We start from the raw sequence: 18,250 nt of genomic DNA, 5'->3' as shown, positions 1-18,250 counted from the left end.
TTAGTCACTATTAAGTTGTGCGGTGTGAAAACTAAAAAGAGCCAGACAAGCGGGCTCTTTTTATCGTTAACAATGACGGTGTGTTATGTATTGCAGCTAGATCTTATCGACTAACTCCGGTAATACCTCAAATAGATCACCCACTAAGCCGTAGTCCGCAACGTCAAAAATTGGCGCTTCAGGATCTTTATTAATTGCGACGATGACTTTTGACTCCTTCATACCCGCTAAATGTTGTATTGCTCCGGAGATCCCAACGGCAATATAAAGTTTAGGCGCAACAATTTTTCCTGTCTGACCTACTTGCAGGTCATTGGGTACAAATCCGGCGTCTACCGCCGCACGCGAGGCGCCAACGGCTGCACCAAGTTTGTCGGCAACTTGCTCTACCAAGGTGAAACTCTCTTTACTGCCGACACCCCGACCTCCTGAAATGACGATTTCTGCGGCTGATAACTCAGGTCGCTCCGACTTGGTTTGGCTAATGGAAACAAAATTAACGTTAGCGGCAGAAATATCAGCCTCCAGATGAGTAATGTCGACTTGGCTTTGACATTCAACAGCATCAAACGCGGATGAGCGAACAGTAATCACACGAAGTTGATCTGAGGTGGATACCCTCGCTAATGCGTTACCCGCGTAGATGGGGCGAACAAAGGTGTTTTGATCAATTACTTGTATAATTTCAGATAGTTGCCCAACGTCACACTTGGCGGCTACTCGCGGTGCTATATCCTTTCCTTTTGCTGAAGCATTACACCAAATACCTTGGTAATCTGTTGCCATGTCGGCGATAACCGGCGCGATAGTTTCGGCGAAATGATGTTGAAAACATTCATTATCAATACAGATAACTTTGTTAATATGGTCTACCTGACTTGCTTGCTGCGCGACCGCTTCACACTGATAACCAATCACCAATAATGTATTATTGTCACTGGTCTGTTTTGCTGCGTTGACCACTTTCAATGTGTCAGCATGTAGAGTGTGATTATCATGCTCTGCCAAAATTAAGTTGTTCATGCAATCACCTTCGCCTCGTTTTTTAGTTTATCGAGCAGCTCTGTTACGGAGTCCACTTTTATACCTGCTTGTCGTTGCGCTGGTGGCGCGACATTTTCAATGGTATGACGGAATGAGATTGCAACTTCTAATTCATCCGGTTCCATTGTGACTAAAGGCTTGCGCTTCGCTTTCATTATATTGGGCAAGGAAGCAAAGCGAGGTTCGTTAAGACGCAAATCGGTACTTACTACCGCGGGCAGTGGCATGGTGACGGTCATCAAACCACCATCAACCTCTCTGGTCACTTCCATCTGTTGATCTGCGATCTCGACATTGGAAGCAAAGGTGCCTTGTGGCCAATCGAGAAGTGACGCTAACATTTGTGCCACTTGATTGTTATCGCTATCAATGGACTGTTTTCCGGTAATGATCAGCTGAGGCTGCTCTCGCTCCGCGACCGCACTAAGGAGTTTGGCGACGGTGAGAGGTTCTAACTTATCGTCAGTATTAATATGAATGGCTCTATCAGCGCCCAATGCTAGGGCAGTACGTAACTGCTCTTGGCTCTGAACGCCTCCTGCCGTTACAACAATAACCTCTTGGGCAATGCCTGCTTCTTTAAGTCGAACCGCTTCTTCAACCGCTATCTCACAAAATGGGTTAATGGTCATCTTCACATTGTTGGTTTCTACATCACTACCATCAGCTTTTACTCGAACTTTTATATAGGGGTCGATTACCCGTTTGATTGGTACCAGTATTTTCACAATCAGTTCCTTCTCTGCGAACACATATAACGTAAGTTTTTTGTCACCAGATACAACGTTGTTGCAAACAAACAAATAATAACAAGATAAAATGATGTTAATTTACCTTTACGTTTACGTCAACTGCATTATAATGTTTATTTAACATTTGGGTAACATGTAAAAGGAAGCGAGGCCATGGAAAGGGATTGCATGGAATTTGATGTGTTGATTGTAGGGGGGGGACCAGCAGGTCTGTCGTCTGCTTGTCGCATTAAGCAGTTAGCAGATGAAAACAATCAGGAGATATCGGTCTGCGTAGTGGAGAAGGGGTCAGAAATCGGCGCCCATATTCTCTCGGGGGCGGTATTTGAACCTCGCAGTCTGGATGAGCTGTTCCCGAACTGGCAACAAGATGGTGCGCCAATTAGCTGCAAAGTAACACAAGACCAAACCTGCTTCTTTACCAATGAGAATAACGGCCATTTTTTACCAAAGTGGGCGGTGCCAAAAACGTTACATAATGAAGGTAACTATATCATTAGTTTGGGAAATTTATGTCGTTGGTTAGCGGAGCAGGCAGAGTCCTTGGGGGTTGAAGTGTATCCAGGGTTCAGTGCATCCGAAGCGATTATCGATGATAACAATAGAGTCTGTGGTGTGCTTACTGGCGACATGGGGTTGGATAAGCAAGGTCAACCCAAGCCGACCTTTCAACCGGGGATCGAGTTGAGAGCCAAATATACGCTGTTTTCAGAAGGCGCAAGAGGACACATAGGAAAAAGTCTGCTGGATAGGTTCTCGTTAGCTACGTCAGCGACACCACAGCATTACGCCATTGGTTTCAAAGAGTTGTGGGAAATACCGCCGGAGCAGCACCAGCAAGGGTTGGCGTTACACGGTTTAGGATGGCCATTAAAAGGAGAAGCAAACGGAGGCAGCTATTTATATCACTTAGATGGCAACCAAGTGGCGGTTGGGTTGATAGTTGACCTTAATTATTCCAACCCTTTCCTCAGTCCGTTTGAAGAGTTTCAACGAATGAAACTTCATCCTATGCTGGCAAAATATTTGCAAAATGGAACACGCATCAGTTACGGAGCAAGAGCCATCGCCAAGGGGGGACTTCACTCTCTACCCAACCAACAATTTAGCGGTGGAGTACTCATTGGTTGTGATGCGGGGACGTTAAACCCTGCAAAAATTAAAGGGACACACACCGCAATGAAGTCAGGAATGATTGCGGCGGAAGCGGTGTTTGAAGCGCTAAATAATCAAGTGGATGTGCCTGATTATAAAAGCAAATTTAACTCATCTTGGTTGTATGAAGAGCTGTATAAAGCGAGAAACTTCTCTTCGTCGATCCATAAATTTGGTAGCGTAATGGGGGGCGGATTAACACTGATAGAGCAGAACTTATTGCAGGGAAAGGCTAAATGGAATATCCGTTGCGATAAAGCGGATCATACGACTCTGGCTTTCGCTGACAGCAGTAAACAAGTCAATTATCACAAGCCCGATGGTAAGTTGAGCTTTGACCGTTTATCGTCGGTCTATCTATCCAATACCTTCCATGAAGAGCATCAGCCCTGTCACCTAATCTTGAAAGACAGCCGGATACCGATTAGTCAGAACTTAATTCAATACGCCGAGCCTGCACAGCGCTACTGTCCTGCTGGTGTATACGAAATTATTAACCAAGGTGATGAGGCTGAGTTGCAAATTAATGCTGCGAACTGTATCCACTGCAAAACGTGCGACATAAAAGATCCAAGTCAAAATATTCGTTGGGTGCCACCTGAAGGTGGTGGAGGACCTAACTACCCAAATATGTAACTGGTCACCTACAGTTTAAGTTGTTTTGTTAACATTTTATTTACTTAAACTTTGCGTGACTTCAAATTTTTTAACTAGTAATACGATTGAAACTTAATCAATGAGAGACTATTCTGAATCAAGCTTTACGTTTACGTAAACTGAATTTAACAATTTGATGCAAAGGTGTTCGAGCTGTGGCCAGTATCAAGCGTAAATGAGTTTTCAGAATGTGCTTAATGGATTGCACAGAAAATAATTAAAGGGAGATCAGCGATGGTATCGGAAACGCCTCTATTGCAGATAAACGATATTTCATTGGCTTTTGGTGGGGTCAAGGCTTTAACAGATGTGAGTTTTCACGTGAATGAAAAAGAAATTTTTTCAATCATCGGCCCAAATGGAGCGGGCAAAACTTCCATGCTTAACTGTATTTCTGGCCGATATACGCCGAATAAAGGATCGGTTGTTTTTTCCGGCCAAGAAGTGACCAAGCGAACGCCAAGCCAAAGAGCAGAACTGGGTTTTGGAAGAACGTTTCAAAACCTAGCTCTGTTTGCGCATATGTCAGTACTGGACAACATTATGGTTGGCCGACACCACATGCTTAAAAACAACTTTGTTACCGGACCGTTGTATTGGTTTTCTGGTGCACAGAGAGAAGAGATGGCGCATCGCAAGTATGTTGAAGAGGTGATCGACTTCTTAGAAATACAACACATCCGTAAAGCGACCGCCGGCACCTTATCTTATGGCTTACGTAAGCGAGTCGAGCTGGCTCGCGCAATCGCATTAAAGCCCAAACTGCTGTTGTTAGACGAACCAATGGCGGGTATGAACTTGGAAGAGAAAGAGGACATGGCGCGTTACATCATGGACCTCAATGAAGAGTTAGGTATCACAATCATAATGATTGAGCATGATATGGGGGTTGTTATGGACATTTCAAATCGTGTTCTGGTACTGGATTTTGGTAAACATATTGCGATGGGTGAACCGGAACAAGTGATGGAAAACCCACATGTGAAGCGAGCCTATCTAGGCGAAGAGCTACCAATGTTGGAGGAGAGTGCCTGATGCTAAAGCAACAAAACGATTGGGCAGATGTAACGACCCTAGATACGTTCCCTAAAGTACTGCAATACAACGCTCAAAAATGGCCAGAACAGATCGCGATGCGCGAAAAAGAGTTTGGTATTTGGCGAGAGTATAGTTGGCTCGATTATAACAATAGAGTGAAGTGGTTATCGTTAGCTCTATTAGATCTCGGCATAGTAGAAAAAGATGTCATTGGTTTGCTCGGTGATAACCGTCCTGAATGGGTATGGGGAGAGTTAGCGGCTCATGCCATTAAAGGATATTCACTTGGTATCTATCAAGACTCTATGCACGATGAAGTGGCTTATCTGATTAACTACGCCAAAGTGAAAGTGGTTATTGCGGAAGATGAAGAGCAGTGCGATAAGCTGATTGAGTTAGCAGATGAAATTCCGAGTGTAGAGTTTATTGTATATTGCGACCCTAGAGGGATGCGCAAATACGATGACCCAAGGCTGATTGATGTTGAGAAACTGTACAAGATAGGTCAAAGGTTAGATAAGCAGTCTCCGTCTCACTACCCAGATTTGGTTGAGGCGACTCAAGGTGACGATCTCTCTATTTTATGTACCACTTCCGGAACCACCTCTAAACCTAAATTGGCTCAGTTAAGAAGCGGACAATTTTTAGAACATTGTGGTGCTTACCTACGTGCTGATCCACGAACACCAGGAGGGGATTACGTCTCGGTTTTACCTCTGCCATGGATTATGGAGCAGGTGTATGTAGTCGGGCAGGCACTGGTCGCTCGTCAAATCGTTAACTTTGTTGAAGAGCAAGAGACGATGATGTCTGACCTGCGAGAAATTGGCCCAAGTTTTGTCCTGTTAGCGCCAAGAGTTTGGGAGAACATCGTCGCAGACGTATCTGCTCGGATGATGGACTCGACGCCATTTAAACAGAAAATGTACAAACTGGGCATGAAGCTAGCGAATAAAGCGCTCGATCAAGGTCAACGATCTAAATTAGCCGAGTGGATACTTCTTAGAGCCCTTCGAGACCGTTTAGGCTTTTCGAACTTAACCTCAGCCGCTACCGGTGGTGCTGCCATGGGACCGGATACTTTCCGTTACCTGCAAGCAATTGGTGTGCCCCTTAAGCAGCTTTACGGACAAACGGAAATGTGTGGCGCATATACCGTTCACCATGCAGACGATGTTGATTATGACTCAGTAGGCGTGCCTTTTGATAACTCAGAAGTGAAAGTAATTAACCCTGACAATAATGGTGTAGGGGAGATTATTGCCAAGAGCACCGGCATGTTTACTGGTTACCTAAATAACATGAAGGCGTTCCATGAAGATGTGCGCGAAGGCTGGATGCACACCGGTGATGCCGGATATTTCAAAGAGTCAGGCCATCTCGTGGTGATTGACCGTCTAAAAGATATGTCAGAAACCAGCTTAGGCGCTCGTTATTCACCTCAGTTTATTGAGAATAAACTGAAGTTCTCTCCTTTTATTGCTGAAGCGGTTGTGGTCGGCAAAGGTAGACCTTGGTTGTCGGCGATTATCTGTATTCGTTACTCCATTGTTGCTAAGTGGGCGGAGCAAAAAAACATTGCCTTTACCAACTACACCAATTTATCTGCTCAGCCAGAAGTGTATCAAGCGGTTAGAGAGGAAGTGCTGAAAGTGAACGAATCACTTCCAGATGCACAGAAAATCAGCAAATTTATCCTGCTTTATAAAGAGCTTGATGCAGATGATGGTGAACTGACAAGAACACGTAAAGTTCGTCGTAGCGTGGTTGCTGAGAAATATAGCGATATTATCGAAACACTCTACAGCGATAATTCACATGTGGATGTGGATACGGTTATTACCTATCAAGATGGCACCAAAACGCGCATTAAAACGTCATTGGTGGTGGAAACGCTTATTGAAAATGAGCAGCCACTAGCTCAGAGCGAACAACAGGCGCAAGGCGAAAAACAAGCGCAAAGCGAACAACGGAGGATCGCATAGTGAATACGGATTTATTATTGCAACTGGTCATTAATGGCGTCATTGTTGGCATGCTGTATGGCGTTGTGGCCATGTGCTTTGTACTGATTTACAAATCAACTCAGGTGGTTAACTTTTCACAAGGTGAGTTCCTGTTGATCGGTGCTTGGGTCTGCTGGGCCGCTCTGGTTCATCTCCAACTGCCTTTCGTTCTTGGCTTCTTGCTAACCCTAGCATTCATGACGGTGTTTGGCATTGCCGTGCAAACCATCGTACTTAGACCTTTAATTGGTGAGCCAATCATTTCGGTCATTATGGTCACCATAGGTTTGTCCATGTTCTTTCAGGCTTTGATGAAGTGGATATTCGGAGTGTCAGCGGTTTCCTATCCAAGAGTCTTTGAAACGGAAGTAGTGAATATTGGTGGCTTGAATGTAGAGTTTGCCTACATTCTTAGCTTGATCTTCTCGGTAATCATCATGGTGGCGTTTTACTGGTTCTTCAAATTCAGCAAGATGGGTTTGGCGATGCGAGCAACCGCATTTAACCAGCAAGTCGCCCAGAGTCTTGGTATTTCCATTAAAAAAGTGTTCGCAGTGAGTTGGGCAATCTCAGCATTAGTCTCTGCCACCGCAGGTATTGTTATCGGCATTGTTAATGGTGTCTCAGATGCCCTTTCAATCATAGGTATCAAAGTCTTCCCGGCGGTTATCTTGGGCGGGTTAGATTCGGTCATCGGAGCCATTGTAGGAGGCATTACTATTGGGGTGCTGGAAAACTTAGCGGAGTTTTTCGATAGCCAGTATCTGCATGTTGGTAACTTATACAACATCGCCCCTTTCTATGTACTGCTAATTATCCTCGCATTCAAGCCATACGGCCTGTTTGGCACCAAAGATATTGAACGAATTTAAGGAGATAGACCGATGGCTCAACTAAGCATGCGGCCTTGTGGGGACTTCCGCACAACGTATAAAGACGATACGCCGATTTTTGAAACAAAAACCATCCGTAATATTGCCTACGCAAGCGTGGTGTTAATGGCAGCAGCACCGCTGGTTATGGATATCTACCTGCTGAATCTGTTTATTCAGATTTCATATTTGGGTATCGCCGCACTAGGGTTGAATATTCTGGTGGGTTTCACAGGACAGATCTCGCTAGGTCATGGCGCCTTCTTTGGCTTTGGTGCCTTTGCCTCTGCGTGGCTTAACAACCAGTTCAACATTCCGGTGTTTTTGGCGATACCTTTGGCTGGTTACTTGACCATGATAGTCGGGATGTTATTTGGTTTGCCTGCTGCAAGAATTAAAGGCTTGTATCTGGCCATTGCAACACTGGCGGCTCAGTTTATTTTAGAAGACTTTTTTGCCCGGGCAGATTGGTTTAGTGGTGGCTCTTATGGCGCCAGTGCCAATCCAATCAGTCTGTTTGGCTATGAGTTCTCAACTGACGAAAGCTTTTACTATATCGCACTGTTTGCTCTGATTTTTATGTACATGTGGGCATCAAACTTAATACGTTCACGTGACGGACGAGCGTTTGTTTCGGTTCGTGATCACTATTTATCTGCTGAAATTATGGGTATTAACCTCTCAAAGTACCGTTTGCTTTCATTTGGCATTTGCGCCTTCTACGCCGGAATTGGCGGGGCGCTCTACGGTCACTATTTGGGGTTTGTATCCGCAGAAGGGTTCACCATCATGATGTCGATTCAGTTTCTAGCCATGATCATTATTGGCGGGCTGAGCTCGGTGAAAGGAACCCTAATGGGAACAGTATTTATCGTACTGCTTCCAGAAGTATTAGAACTTGGCGTTTCAGGATTATCAATGTTTGGAAATTCTATGGCATTCATTGATGGTCTTTCTTACCTCAAAGAGATGGCTGTCGGACTGGTGATAATGCTGTTCCTTATATTCGAACCTCAAGGGCTAGCGCACCGCTGGCAACAGATTCGAGCATATTGGAAACACTATCCGTTCTCATATTAATCGCTACCTAGGTCTCTCACCGTTAAGTGTGAGAGCCACCTCATTAACAAGGACATTATTGACATGAATAAAGGATATTTAGCGGCACCATTGATGTTGTCAGCTGCGCTATTGACTGCACCAACGCAAGCAAAAGACTCTGTGTTTGTTGGACATTTAGTGGATTTCTCTGGACCGACAGCTTATGTAAGTAAGCCTTATGGTTCAGGGGTGCGAGATGCTCTGTTTTGGATTAATAAGCATGGCGGCATTGATGGAACTGAGCTTGAGTTTGAAACGGTAGATATGGCTTATAAAGTGCCGGTAGCGATCTCCAACTATAAACGTTGGGTTGCTCGTAAAGATATGGTTGCCATGCAAGGTTGGGGCACCGCGGATACAGAAGCACTTATCTCATTTGTTACCAAAGATAAGGTGCCGGTATTTTCTGCCTCTTATTCTGGTCACTTGACGGACCCAACGGGCAAAAACCCTAAGACCGCTAAGCCTGCACCGTACAACTTCTTCTATGGCGCATCATACTCTGATGCGTGTCGAGCGCTGGTTAAGTGGGCGAAAAGTGATTGGGATAAAAAAGGGGAGTCGGGCAAACCTAAGTTTACTCACATCGGTGATAACCACCCGTTCCCTAACGCACCAAAAGCTGCCTGTGCAGAGTACGCGACAGAGTTAGGTTTTGAAGTGATGCCACCTGTGGTTGTGTCGTTGAAACCGGGCGATTTTAAGGCGCAGTGTTTGTCTCTTAAAGAGTCGGGAACCAACTATGGTTATATCGCAAACCTAGGCGGTTCTGTTATTTCTCTAGTGAAATCCTGTAATACTGTTGGTACCAAGTTTCAGTACATGGCCAACATCTGGGGTGGAGACAAGCCGGTTATCGAAGCGGCGGGTGATGGCTTAAAAGATTATGTTTTTCCTGGTATGACGTCATTTTGGGGAGACAACAGCAAAGGAATGAAGTTGGTACAAGAAATATCACAACATTCTGCATCTGAACCTAATCAGTTCAGAACCCACCACTATATTCGTGGCGTCTGTTCAGCTTTCTATATGAAAGAAGCAATGGAATGGGCCAAAGCCAACGGCGGTATTACCGGCGAGAACATCAAAAAAGGTATGTATGCTCGTGAAAACTGGGTACCAAAAGGGTTAGACGGAGTCTGTATTCCTGCTAACTGGCAGCCAGATGATCACCGTGGAACGACAACAGTTAACGTCTTTATGGGCAACAATAATGACGGCAATGTCGCGGTTGATAAAGTGGCAGAAGTGACGTTGTCTCGTCGTGACGACTGGCTTGGTTACTAATTAGAAATGCAGAGCGAGGGGAAACCCTCGCTCACACAAGGAGTGGCTTGATGAGCGAACTAGCAAGGAACATAGAACCTGCAGAGATAATGCTTTCGGTAAACAATATCGAAGTGGTTTACGACGATGTCATTTTAGTGTTGCGAGGCGTGAGTTTAGAGATACCTAAAGGACAAATTGTCACTTTACTTGGCGCCAATGGCGCGGGTAAATCCACCACACTGAAAGCTATTTCGGGGTTATTAAAAACCGAAGATGGCGAAGTGACTCGCGGTGAAATTACCTTTATGGGTGAACGAATTGACAATAAGAGCCCAGAAGAGATTGTTCGATCTGGCATATTTCAGGTAATGGAAGGCCGTCGAATAGTTGAAGATATGACGGTTATTGAGAATTTACGCTTAGGCGCATATACCCGCAATGACAACGAAGTCGAGCAAGATATCGAAATGGTATTTGGCTATTTCCCTCGATTGAAAGAGCGTACCGGACTGGCAGGTTATCTTTCCGGAGGCGAACAACAGATGTTGGCGATCGGTAGGGCGTTAATGGCTCGACCGAAAATGATACTGCTTGATGAACCCTCTATGGGCTTATCGCCATTATTGGTAAAAGAGGTATTTGCCATTATTGAAAAAATTAATCAAGAACATGGCATTACCATGCTTTTAGTGGAACAGAACGCCAACTTTGCTCTACAGGCGGCCGATTATGGTTACATCATGGAGTCGGGAAAAATTGTACTGGATGGTACTAAGCATGCGCTGTTAAACAACGAAGATGTGAAAGAGTTCTACCTTGGTGGTGGCGAAGGTGAACGCAAGAGTTTTAAAAATCTGAAATCGTATAAGCGACGTAAGCGCTGGATATAAGGAAATAAAATGAGTGAAACTCTAGATAGCAAAAGCTTTTTGTCTGCTGAAGATCGTGAGGCTGCACTTTTCGCCGACTTACCGGAAAAGATCGCCAATGCCAAACTCAACAGTGGTCACTATGCCAAATTATTTGCTGGAATTGATGAGCAACTCGCCGCAAACCGAGCGAATCTTTGCCGTTTTCCTATCACTCGTAAGTCCTCATTACCTGAGCAACAGAAAAAAATCGCCCCTTTTGGCGGAATAAACTGTATCGATGCCGGAGATATGGTGCGGGTGTTTCAATCTCCCGGGCCACTATATGAACCGCAAACAGCAGAGCAGGATTACTGGCGAATGGGACAAGCGTTTTATGCGGCGGGTTTTCGTGCCGGGGAGTTAGTACACAATACTCTCTCTTATCATTTCTCTCCCGGTGGATTCATTATGGACAGCGGTGCAAGAGCGTGTGGTTGTGCCGTGTTTCCGGCAGGTGTGGGCAACACGGATGCACAAATAGAAGCGATAAAACAGCTGAGACCGACAGGCTACAGCGGCACTCCTTCCTATCTGATTGAACTGTTATCCAGATATAAACAAGCAGACAGTCAGCCCTGTAGTATTAATAAAGCCATGGTGTCTGGAGAGCCAGTAACAGCAGAGATGCAGCAGGAGTTCCAACTCAATGGCATTAACGTGTATCAGGCTTATGCGACCGCGGAGCTCGGATTAATCGCCTATCAGGCAGAAGGGGAACAAGGGCTGATAGTGGCAGAAGACATTATCGTCGAAGTGGTTGATCCGGAGGGTTATCCAGTCCCTGAAGGAGACGTTGGAGAAGTGGTGGTGACCACTCTCAATAGCAAGTTTCCTTTAATTCGGTTCGCGACGGGGGATTTGTCCGCCAAAATGCCGATCCCCAAAGAGTCGAGTAGAACGAATATTCGTTTAAAGGGCTGGCTAGGCAGAGCGGATTCCGCGGTTAAAGTGAAAGGGCTATTTGTTTATCCTCATCAAGTAGAGGAAATATGCCGACGTCATAATGTGAAAGGATCACTGAAGATTGAACGACAAGGACATAAAGACAGCATCACTTTTTTCTGCCAGCAAGGTGATAGCAGCGTGAACGATATCCAGTCGACACTTCAGTCGGTAACTAAACTGAAAGGCGAGGTGCTATTTATGCCTGCTGGTATGCCAAATGAGTTGCCTTTGATAGACGATAAGCGACAACTTGTGACTTAACTGGTTTTAGCAACGGTTGATCGGGTTTTTAAGGGGTATCGATTTTAGGTCGATATCCCTTTTTATAACCGGCCAACAATGACGGTAAGCTAGCTAAACTTGGCTTCACAGCGGTTAATCACGGTTATCTAGCTTTGCTATTAAAGGCTTTTCAATTAAGGGTGAGTTAATCAATGGAGACAGCAAAAAATGAAAAATGGCAGTGCGAAAATAGATGTTAGTTTCTGGGACAAGCTGTTTCAAAATGAGAATATGCCCTGGGATCAAAAAGGCTCGCCGGAGCAGTTAATTCGTTTCTTATCCAATAGTCCGTTACAAGCAAAAAAAGTGTTTATTCCCGGCTGTGGTGCCGCCTACGAAGTGAACAGCTTCACTGAAGCCGGGCATCACGTTAAAGCGATGGATTACAGTGACCAAGCTGTCTCACGGGCAAAGCAACAGCTCAAACAGAGAGGGAACTTAGTCTGTTGTGGCGATGTGTTCCAATATCGTCCAGAAAGTGCCTACGAGATTGTTTATGAACGCGCCTTCTTAGCTGCCTTACCAAGAGAGCATTGGTCTGAGTATTTTGCTATGTTGGATGAGCTGCTTGATGCTGGTGGTTTGGTCATTGGATTCTTTGTCATGTGCGACGAGTATCAGTCACGCTATCCTCCTTTTTGTCTCAGAAGCGGTGAACTGCAGCAGAAAATGGCAGAGAAGTTTGAACTGCTGGAACAGAAAAAAGTGGCAAACAGCGTAGAGGTGTTTGCCGACAAAGAGTATTGGATGGTTTGGCAGAAGCGCTAGCAGCGGTTTTATACGCTGCTTTCAGGTGCCCCTAACGCTAAAGCAACTTTGGATACCGGTTGTTTACCCAATGCTTGGCAGATATCCCACCCCGCTTTATTCACCTGATGAAGGTCAACACCGGTAGTTAACCCTAGGTTGTGACAAAGGTAGAGCACCTCCTCTGTTGCGACATTTCCACTGGCACCATTGGCATAAGGGCAGCCGCCAAGCCCCGCGACCGCACTATCAATGGTGTTTATCCCCATGGTCAATGCTTGATAAATATTCGCTAGTGCTTGCCCCCATGTATCGTGAAAGTGAACCGCTAAGGCATCTTGAGGAAGTTGTGCTAACAGACGCTCTATCACTGTCGCAACAAGGTTAGGTGTCGCTTTTCCTACTGTGTCTCCTAGGGAGATTTGGTAGCAACCCATATCAAACAGATCCCGAGAAATATCGCTAACTATTTGTGGTGAGATAGCGCCTTCATACGGACAGACCATGGTGCAAGAGAGGTAGCCACGAACCGATATTTGATGTTGATGCGCTAGGGCAATAATCGGTTCAAAGCGCTTGATGCTCTCGCTGATGCTGCAGTTGATGTTCTTTTTACTGAATGACTCAGAAGCAGAAGCGAAGATGGCGACCTGCTTTACACCACAGGCCAGCGCTCGCTCGAACCCAGCAGTATTGGGGGTTAAAGCGCTATAAACTACGTCATCACTTTTGCTAATGGCGGCAAACACCTGCTCTGAATCTGCCATCTGTGGCACCCACTTTGGTGAAACAAAGGAGCCTGACTCAATATGTTTCAATCCGCTCTGACTCAATTGATCAATCAAGCGAACCTTGGCCTGTAAAGGAACGGAAACTTCATTTTGCAAGCCATCTCGGGGGCCGACTTCAACGATATTTACGTGAGAAGGTAACATGATTAAGCCTCCGCATCGCTGGTTAGCGTCTGTTGGCATGGCGACAAGTTGAGCAAAATGGCACCATGATGAACTTGGTCGCCAATTTGGAATAGGATGTCATCCACCGTGGCAGGTTGCAGTGCGGATATGGTGTACTCCATCTTCATCGCTTCAATAACCAGCAAGGGATCCCCTGTTTTCACCGTATCATTTTTGTTAACCAGTATTGCTGACACTAAGCCATTTAAAGGTGCGGTTGGGTGAAATTGATCTTCGCTATCACACTCAGGTTCAAAGCTCGCTATATGACTAAACTCCCGCTGCTGACCACGGTAAAATATGCAGCTGCTCTGTTGCTGTAACTCTGCTTGAATCTTGTGGCGAGTGCCATCCACATCGATGGTCAAGCCATCATCGCTGTTTATAATGGACAGTGAGTAATGTTGATCGCCAACCTGCACCGATAGTTCAGGTTGAAGCTGGTTGTGCTCAGCACGTATCAGCACTTCATGGTTTGTTTGCTGATAGGTAAAATTAAATCGCCAAATACGACTAGGAGAGAGCTGAAAACCTTGTCTGCTGGGTTCAGCAAGCAACGTCTGCTTCGTTGTTGTGATGCTTTGCCAACGAGCAGAGGCCGCGAGGACTAACCAGAGGGATAAATCTATGCTGTGCAACTGCTGAATATCGGCTTGATGAGTGACAAGAAAGTCGGTATCGAGTTCTGCCTGAGAAAAGGCATTTAGCGATATTAGCGTGTGCATATAGCCAATATTGGTAGTGACACCTTGAATAGAATAGTCACACAGCGCTTTTTTAAGTTTACTAATGGCGATGTTGCGATCTTCCCCCCAAACAATCAGCTTACTCAGCATAGGGTCATAAAATTCACTAACCCCATCACCTTGAACGATCCCACTGTCCAGTCGTACGTAGTTCGACGGCTTAGGCTGATAAAGAGTGTTAATTCTCCCTGTCGATGGCATAAAGTTATTGTCGGTGTCTTCCGCGTATATGCGAACTTCGATGGCGTGCCCACGGTGTTTAACCTGCGATTGTGACAGGGTCAACGGCTCACCACTTGCCCCTCTGAACTGCCATTCGACTAGGTCGATGCCTGTTATCATTTCGGTGACAGGGTGTTCCACTTGTAAGCGAGTATTCATCTCCATAAAGTAAAAATGGCCGCTGTCATCCAGCAAAAACTCGACGGTTCCGGCGCCAACATAATCGATCGCTTTTGCCGCGAGTACCGCGGCTTCACCCATTTGACGGCGCAGTGAATCAGAGAGTCCGGGTGCTGGCGCTTCTTCAATCACTTTTTGATGTCGTCGTTGAATGGAGCAGTCACGGTCTGAAAGATAGAGACAGTGACCATGGCGGTCAGAGAATATCTGCACTTCAACGTGTCTGGGCTTGATAATGCATTTTTCAATCAGCATTTCGCTGTTGCCAAAACTCGACAGCGCTTCACGCTGGGCGGACTCAATGGCGTTGGGCATCTCCTGCTTGCTGCTCACCACGCGCATGCCTTTGCCGCCACCACCAAGGGTGGCTTTAAGCATGACCGGATAGCCGATCTTATCCGCTTCAGCGATCAAGCTTTCAATACGGTTATCTGTTCCGTGATAACCCGGAACCAAGGGCACCTTGGCATTGGCCATGATGGATTTCGCTTGAGATTTTGAGCCCATTTTTTCAATGGCATCAATAGATGGGCCAACAAAAATGATGTCGTTCTCCTTGCACGCTTTGGCGAGCTGAGGATTTTCAGACAAAAAACCGTATCCGGGATGAACTGCGTCTGCTTGCCATTTTTTCGCCGCTGCGATAATTGCGTCGACAACAAGGTAGGATTCGGATGCAGGGGAAGGGCCAATATATTCGGCAAAATCAGCACGTTTACAGTGCAAACTATTGCGATCGGCATCAGAGTATACCGCGATGGTTTCAATTGCCATCCGCTGAGCAGTATCAATAATGCGGCAGGCAATCTCGCCCCTGTTAGCGATTAATACACGTTTAATCATGCTTCCTCCAATTGGCAGTGCGTTTTTCAAAAAAGGCATTGAGTCCTTCTTGGCCTTCTGCTGAAACTCGGGTTTCAGCAATGGCTTGGCTGGTGTAGTCAATAAGGGCGTCATTGATGGGTTGATGATGGCCTCTTGAGCAGAGCTCTTTTGCTTTTTGCATCGCGATAGGGCCATTATTTTTCATCTGCTGTAAAAGTTTTTCTGCATCCTGTTTTGGATGCGCCGAAATCATATGTAAGATTTCCATTGATAGGGCCGTTTCTGCATCAATGGTTTCTGCGCTAATGAAATAGCGTCGACTCTGCCTCTGGCCAATGGTTCGAATAACGTATGGGCTGATTGTGGCAGGAATTAAGCCGAGCTTAACCTCACTCAGACAGAAACGGCTTTTGGCTGTTCCAATCGCAATATCGCAGCAGCAAATGAGACCCAGTGCACCGCCATATGCTGCGCCTTGCACCAAGGCGAGAGTAGGGTGCTTAAATGTGTCTAGTTTGTGCAGTAGCAGGGCCAGTTGATGAGCGTCTTGCTGATTCTCTAGTTGGTTCTTCTCCGCCATTGAGCGCATCCAGTTCAGGTCGGCTCCGGCAGAGAAATGGTCCCCATTTGCCATCAATACCAGCGCAGTTAAGCTATCGTCTTGTTGCAAATCTTCGAGGATTTGTAGCATTGAAGCTATTATTTGGTCGTTAAAGGCGTTGTGCTTTTCTGGTCGATTAAAGCTGAGCCACGCCACGCCATGACTATCTTTTTCAACGAGTAGTTCTGTCATATCACTTCCTGTGTTTATCCCGTTTTATCGTTGTGAATGATGAAATTACATTCTGAATATGCCAAATCTGCTCTCTTCAATTGGAGCATTTAGCGCTGCGGAAATGGCAATACCTAACACATCCCGTGTTTGGGCCGGGTCGATAATACCGTCGTCCCAAAGTCTTGCGCTGGCGTAATATGCGTGACTTTGTGTCTGATATTGATCGATGATGGGTTGTTTAAATTCCTGCTCTTGTTCTTCACTCCATGACTCACCTTTACGGTTCTTAATGTCTCGGGTCACTTGAGCCATCACTCCAGCCGCTTGATCGCCTCCCATTACTGAGATTCTGGCATTTGGCCACATCCACATCATCGTTGGATCGTAGGCTCGACCGCACATACCGTAATTTCCGGCACCGTATGAACCGCCAATCACAATGGTAAATTTGGGTACATTGGCACAAGCGACCGCGGTAACCATCTTGGCACCATGCTTGGCGATTCCTTCCGACTCGTATTTCTTACCCACCATAAAGCCGGTAATGTTTTGCAAAAACAGCAGAGGGATTTTTCGTTGCGCACATAGCTCAATAAAATGGGCGCCTTTTTGGGCTGACTCTGAAAACAGAATGCCGTTGTTGGCAACAATGCCGATCGGAAAACCGTGAATATGAGCGAAGCCACACACCAGAGTGTCGCCAAACAGCGCTTTGAACTCGTCAAATTGAGAATCATCCACTATCCGAGCGATGACCTCTTTAACGTCATAAGGTTTCTTCAAGTCTGTACCCACTACGCCATATAGCTCTTCAGCGTTAAATCGGGGAGGGAGCACCGGCTTGGTTTTCAGTTGTGAGGGTTTAACGTGATTGATTTGCGATAACGCTTGTCGAGCAAGTTCTAACGCATGATGATCGCTTTGTGCGTAATAGTCGGCGACACCCGATACGCGACAATGCACATCAGCACCACCGAGATCTTCTGCGGAAACTTCCTCTCCCGTAGCAGCCTTAACTAATGGTGGGCCAGCGAGAAAGATGCTTCCTTGATCTTTTACGATTATCGATACATCGCACATGGCTGGAACGTATGCGCCACCGGCCGTACAGAGCCCCATAACCACCGCTATTTGTGCGATGCCTTTGGCGGACATACGAGCTTGATTGTAAAAAATGCGACCAAAGTGGTCTTTATCAGGAAATACTTCATCTTGTCTTGGGAGGTTTGCCCCACCAGAGTCCACCAGATATATACAAGGTAAGCGGCAGTTTTCCGCAATTTCTTGTGCTCTGAGGTGTTTTTTTACCGTAAGAGGGTAGTAGCTGCCCCCTTTTACTGTGACGTCATTGGCCACAATCATGCATTCAATGCCATCGACGATACCGATACCGGCGACAACACCAGCGCAAGGGACGTAGTCAGGGTAGACATCCCAGCCGGCAAATTGACCGACTTCCAAAAAAGAAGAGCCGGGATCTAGTAAAGCGAGTATGCGTTCGCGAACGGGCAACTTGCCCTTTTTCTGTTGATGCTGTCGGGCTGCTTCACCACCACCGTCTTCAATTTTATGAGTAATGGTAAACAGTTGATCAACCAATGACGCCATAGAGCGGTAGTTGTTGTGGTACTGCTCAGATTGAGTGTTTATGTTGCTTGTTAGCAGAGCCATAATAAGTCGTCTCCATTTGACGTCGCTGACACTGAGTTCACAGCTAGCGACGACGATATTCAAATTTATGCTCTATCCATTGTTAGCTCGAATATT

General features: G+C 45.9%; 15 protein-coding genes. 9 read left to right on the top strand and 6 right to left on the bottom strand.

Annotated elements, in window-relative coordinates; all coding sequences use genetic code 11:
* Positions 1-96: 96 nt before the first annotated feature.
* Positions 97-1,023 carry an electron transfer flavoprotein subunit alpha/FixB family protein gene (locus CHJ_RS08425; RefSeq protein WP_317917447.1) on the bottom strand — a complete coding sequence of 309 codons (927 nt, stop codon included), beginning with the start codon at positions 1,021-1,023 and terminating at the stop codon, positions 97-99.
* Complete coding sequence (locus CHJ_RS08420) at positions 1,020-1,772, bottom strand: electron transfer flavoprotein subunit beta/FixA family protein (RefSeq protein ID WP_171754757.1); 753 nt, start codon at positions 1,770-1,772, stop codon at positions 1,020-1,022. Before CHJ_RS08420 ends, CHJ_RS08425 begins: the two co-directional genes overlap by 4 nt.
* 177 nt (positions 1,773-1,949) lie before the next feature.
* On the opposite strand from CHJ_RS08420, the gene CHJ_RS08415 reads away from it, so the two are divergent.
* From CHJ_RS08415 to CHJ_RS08375, 9 genes are all read left to right on the top strand, one after another.
* The gene (locus CHJ_RS08415; protein ID WP_317917446.1) at positions 1,950-3,587 is read left to right on the top strand and encodes an electron transfer flavoprotein-ubiquinone oxidoreductase; all 1,638 of its coding nucleotides are present in this window, start codon (positions 1,950-1,952) and stop codon (positions 3,585-3,587) included.
* Between the two features lie 255 nt (positions 3,588-3,842).
* A complete protein-coding gene (locus CHJ_RS08410; protein WP_171754755.1) occupies positions 3,843-4,643 on the top strand; it encodes an ABC transporter ATP-binding protein in 801 nt (266 codons plus the stop codon).
* Positions 4,643-6,631, top strand: a complete 1,989-nt coding sequence (locus tag CHJ_RS08405; protein ID WP_317917445.1) for a long-chain fatty acid--CoA ligase — start codon at positions 4,643-4,645, stop codon at positions 6,629-6,631. Before CHJ_RS08410 ends, CHJ_RS08405 begins: the two co-directional genes overlap by 1 nt.
* Positions 6,631-7,524, top strand: a complete 894-nt coding sequence (locus tag CHJ_RS08400) for a branched-chain amino acid ABC transporter permease (protein ID WP_171754753.1) — start codon at positions 6,631-6,633, stop codon at positions 7,522-7,524. The genes CHJ_RS08405 and CHJ_RS08400 overlap by 1 nt, the downstream gene beginning before the upstream one ends.
* 12 nt (positions 7,525-7,536) lie before the next feature.
* Positions 7,537-8,604 carry a branched-chain amino acid ABC transporter permease gene (locus CHJ_RS08395; protein WP_171754752.1) on the top strand — a complete coding sequence of 356 codons (1,068 nt, stop codon included), beginning with the start codon at positions 7,537-7,539 and terminating at the stop codon, positions 8,602-8,604.
* A gap of 63 nt (positions 8,605-8,667) precedes the next feature.
* Entirely contained in the window at positions 8,668-9,912 is a 1,245-nt protein-coding gene (locus CHJ_RS08390) for an ABC transporter substrate-binding protein (RefSeq protein ID WP_171754751.1), read from the top strand.
* Between the two features lie 50 nt (positions 9,913-9,962).
* A complete protein-coding gene (locus tag CHJ_RS08385; protein WP_171754750.1) occupies positions 9,963-10,784 on the top strand; it encodes an ABC transporter ATP-binding protein in 822 nt (273 codons plus the stop codon).
* Positions 10,785-10,793: 9 nt separating this feature from the next.
* Entirely contained in the window at positions 10,794-12,011 is a 1,218-nt protein-coding gene (locus tag CHJ_RS08380) for a phenylacetate--CoA ligase family protein (protein WP_317917444.1), read from the top strand.
* A 189-nt stretch (positions 12,012-12,200) separates the two neighbouring features.
* A complete protein-coding gene (locus CHJ_RS08375) occupies positions 12,201-12,800 on the top strand; it encodes a methyltransferase domain-containing protein (protein WP_317917443.1) in 600 nt (199 codons plus the stop codon).
* 8 nt (positions 12,801-12,808) lie between these two features.
* Here CHJ_RS08375 and CHJ_RS08370 read toward each other — a convergent pair whose 3' ends face one another.
* From CHJ_RS08370 to CHJ_RS08355, 4 genes are read right to left on the bottom strand one after another with little or no spacing between them, the layout of a single operon-like run.
* Positions 12,809-13,714, bottom strand: a complete 906-nt coding sequence (locus CHJ_RS08370) for a hydroxymethylglutaryl-CoA lyase (RefSeq protein WP_317917442.1) — start codon at positions 13,712-13,714, stop codon at positions 12,809-12,811.
* Positions 13,715-13,716: 2 nt separating this feature from the next.
* Positions 13,717-15,726 carry an acetyl/propionyl/methylcrotonyl-CoA carboxylase subunit alpha gene (locus tag CHJ_RS08365; protein ID WP_317917441.1) on the bottom strand — a complete coding sequence of 670 codons (2,010 nt, stop codon included), beginning with the start codon at positions 15,724-15,726 and terminating at the stop codon, positions 13,717-13,719.
* Positions 15,719-16,501: an enoyl-CoA hydratase-related protein gene (locus CHJ_RS08360; protein ID WP_317917440.1), complete on the bottom strand. Its 783-nt coding sequence runs from the start codon at positions 16,499-16,501 to the stop codon at positions 15,719-15,721. Before CHJ_RS08360 ends, CHJ_RS08365 begins: the two co-directional genes overlap by 8 nt.
* A 45-nt stretch (positions 16,502-16,546) precedes the next feature.
* Entirely contained in the window at positions 16,547-18,154 is a 1,608-nt protein-coding gene (locus CHJ_RS08355; protein WP_317917439.1) for a carboxyl transferase domain-containing protein, read from the bottom strand.
* Between the last annotated feature and the right edge of the window lie 96 nt (positions 18,155-18,250).

This window comes from Vibrio sp. MACH09 (assembly GCF_033238805.1).
Taxonomy (GTDB): Bacteria; Pseudomonadota; Gammaproteobacteria; order Enterobacterales; family Vibrionaceae; genus Vibrio.
The sequence above is the reverse complement of the archived record's forward strand: the minus strand, read 5'-3'. Positions and strand labels throughout refer to the sequence as shown.

Excerpts from the sequence above, each read along its gene's own strand:
- CHJ_RS08425 (WP_317917447.1), bottom strand. The coding sequence starts at position 1,023 with ATGAACAACTTAATTTTGGCAGAGCATGATAATCACACTCTACATGCT.
- CHJ_RS08415 (WP_317917446.1), top strand. The coding sequence starts at position 1,950 with ATGGAAAGGGATTGCATGGAATTTGATGTGTTGATTGTAGGGGGGGGA.
- CHJ_RS08410 (WP_171754755.1), top strand. The coding sequence starts at position 3,843 with ATGGTATCGGAAACGCCTCTATTGCAGATAAACGATATTTCATTGGCT.
- CHJ_RS08405 (WP_317917445.1), top strand. The coding sequence starts at position 4,643 with ATGCTAAAGCAACAAAACGATTGGGCAGATGTAACGACCCTAGATACG.
- CHJ_RS08395 (WP_171754752.1), top strand. The coding sequence starts at position 7,537 with ATGGCTCAACTAAGCATGCGGCCTTGTGGGGACTTCCGCACAACGTAT.
- CHJ_RS08390 (WP_171754751.1), top strand. The coding sequence starts at position 8,668 with ATGAATAAAGGATATTTAGCGGCACCATTGATGTTGTCAGCTGCGCTA.
- CHJ_RS08385 (WP_171754750.1), top strand. The coding sequence starts at position 9,963 with ATGAGCGAACTAGCAAGGAACATAGAACCTGCAGAGATAATGCTTTCG.
- CHJ_RS08380 (WP_317917444.1), top strand. The coding sequence starts at position 10,794 with ATGAGTGAAACTCTAGATAGCAAAAGCTTTTTGTCTGCTGAAGATCGT.
- CHJ_RS08375 (WP_317917443.1), top strand. The coding sequence starts at position 12,201 with ATGAAAAATGGCAGTGCGAAAATAGATGTTAGTTTCTGGGACAAGCTG.
- CHJ_RS08370 (WP_317917442.1), bottom strand. The coding sequence starts at position 13,714 with ATGTTACCTTCTCACGTAAATATCGTTGAAGTCGGCCCCCGAGATGGC.
- CHJ_RS08365 (WP_317917441.1), bottom strand. The coding sequence starts at position 15,726 with ATGATTAAACGTGTATTAATCGCTAACAGGGGCGAGATTGCCTGCCGC.
- CHJ_RS08360 (WP_317917440.1), bottom strand. The coding sequence starts at position 16,501 with ATGACAGAACTACTCGTTGAAAAAGATAGTCATGGCGTGGCGTGGCTC.
- CHJ_RS08355 (WP_317917439.1), bottom strand. The coding sequence starts at position 18,154 with ATGGCTCTGCTAACAAGCAACATAAACACTCAATCTGAGCAGTACCAC.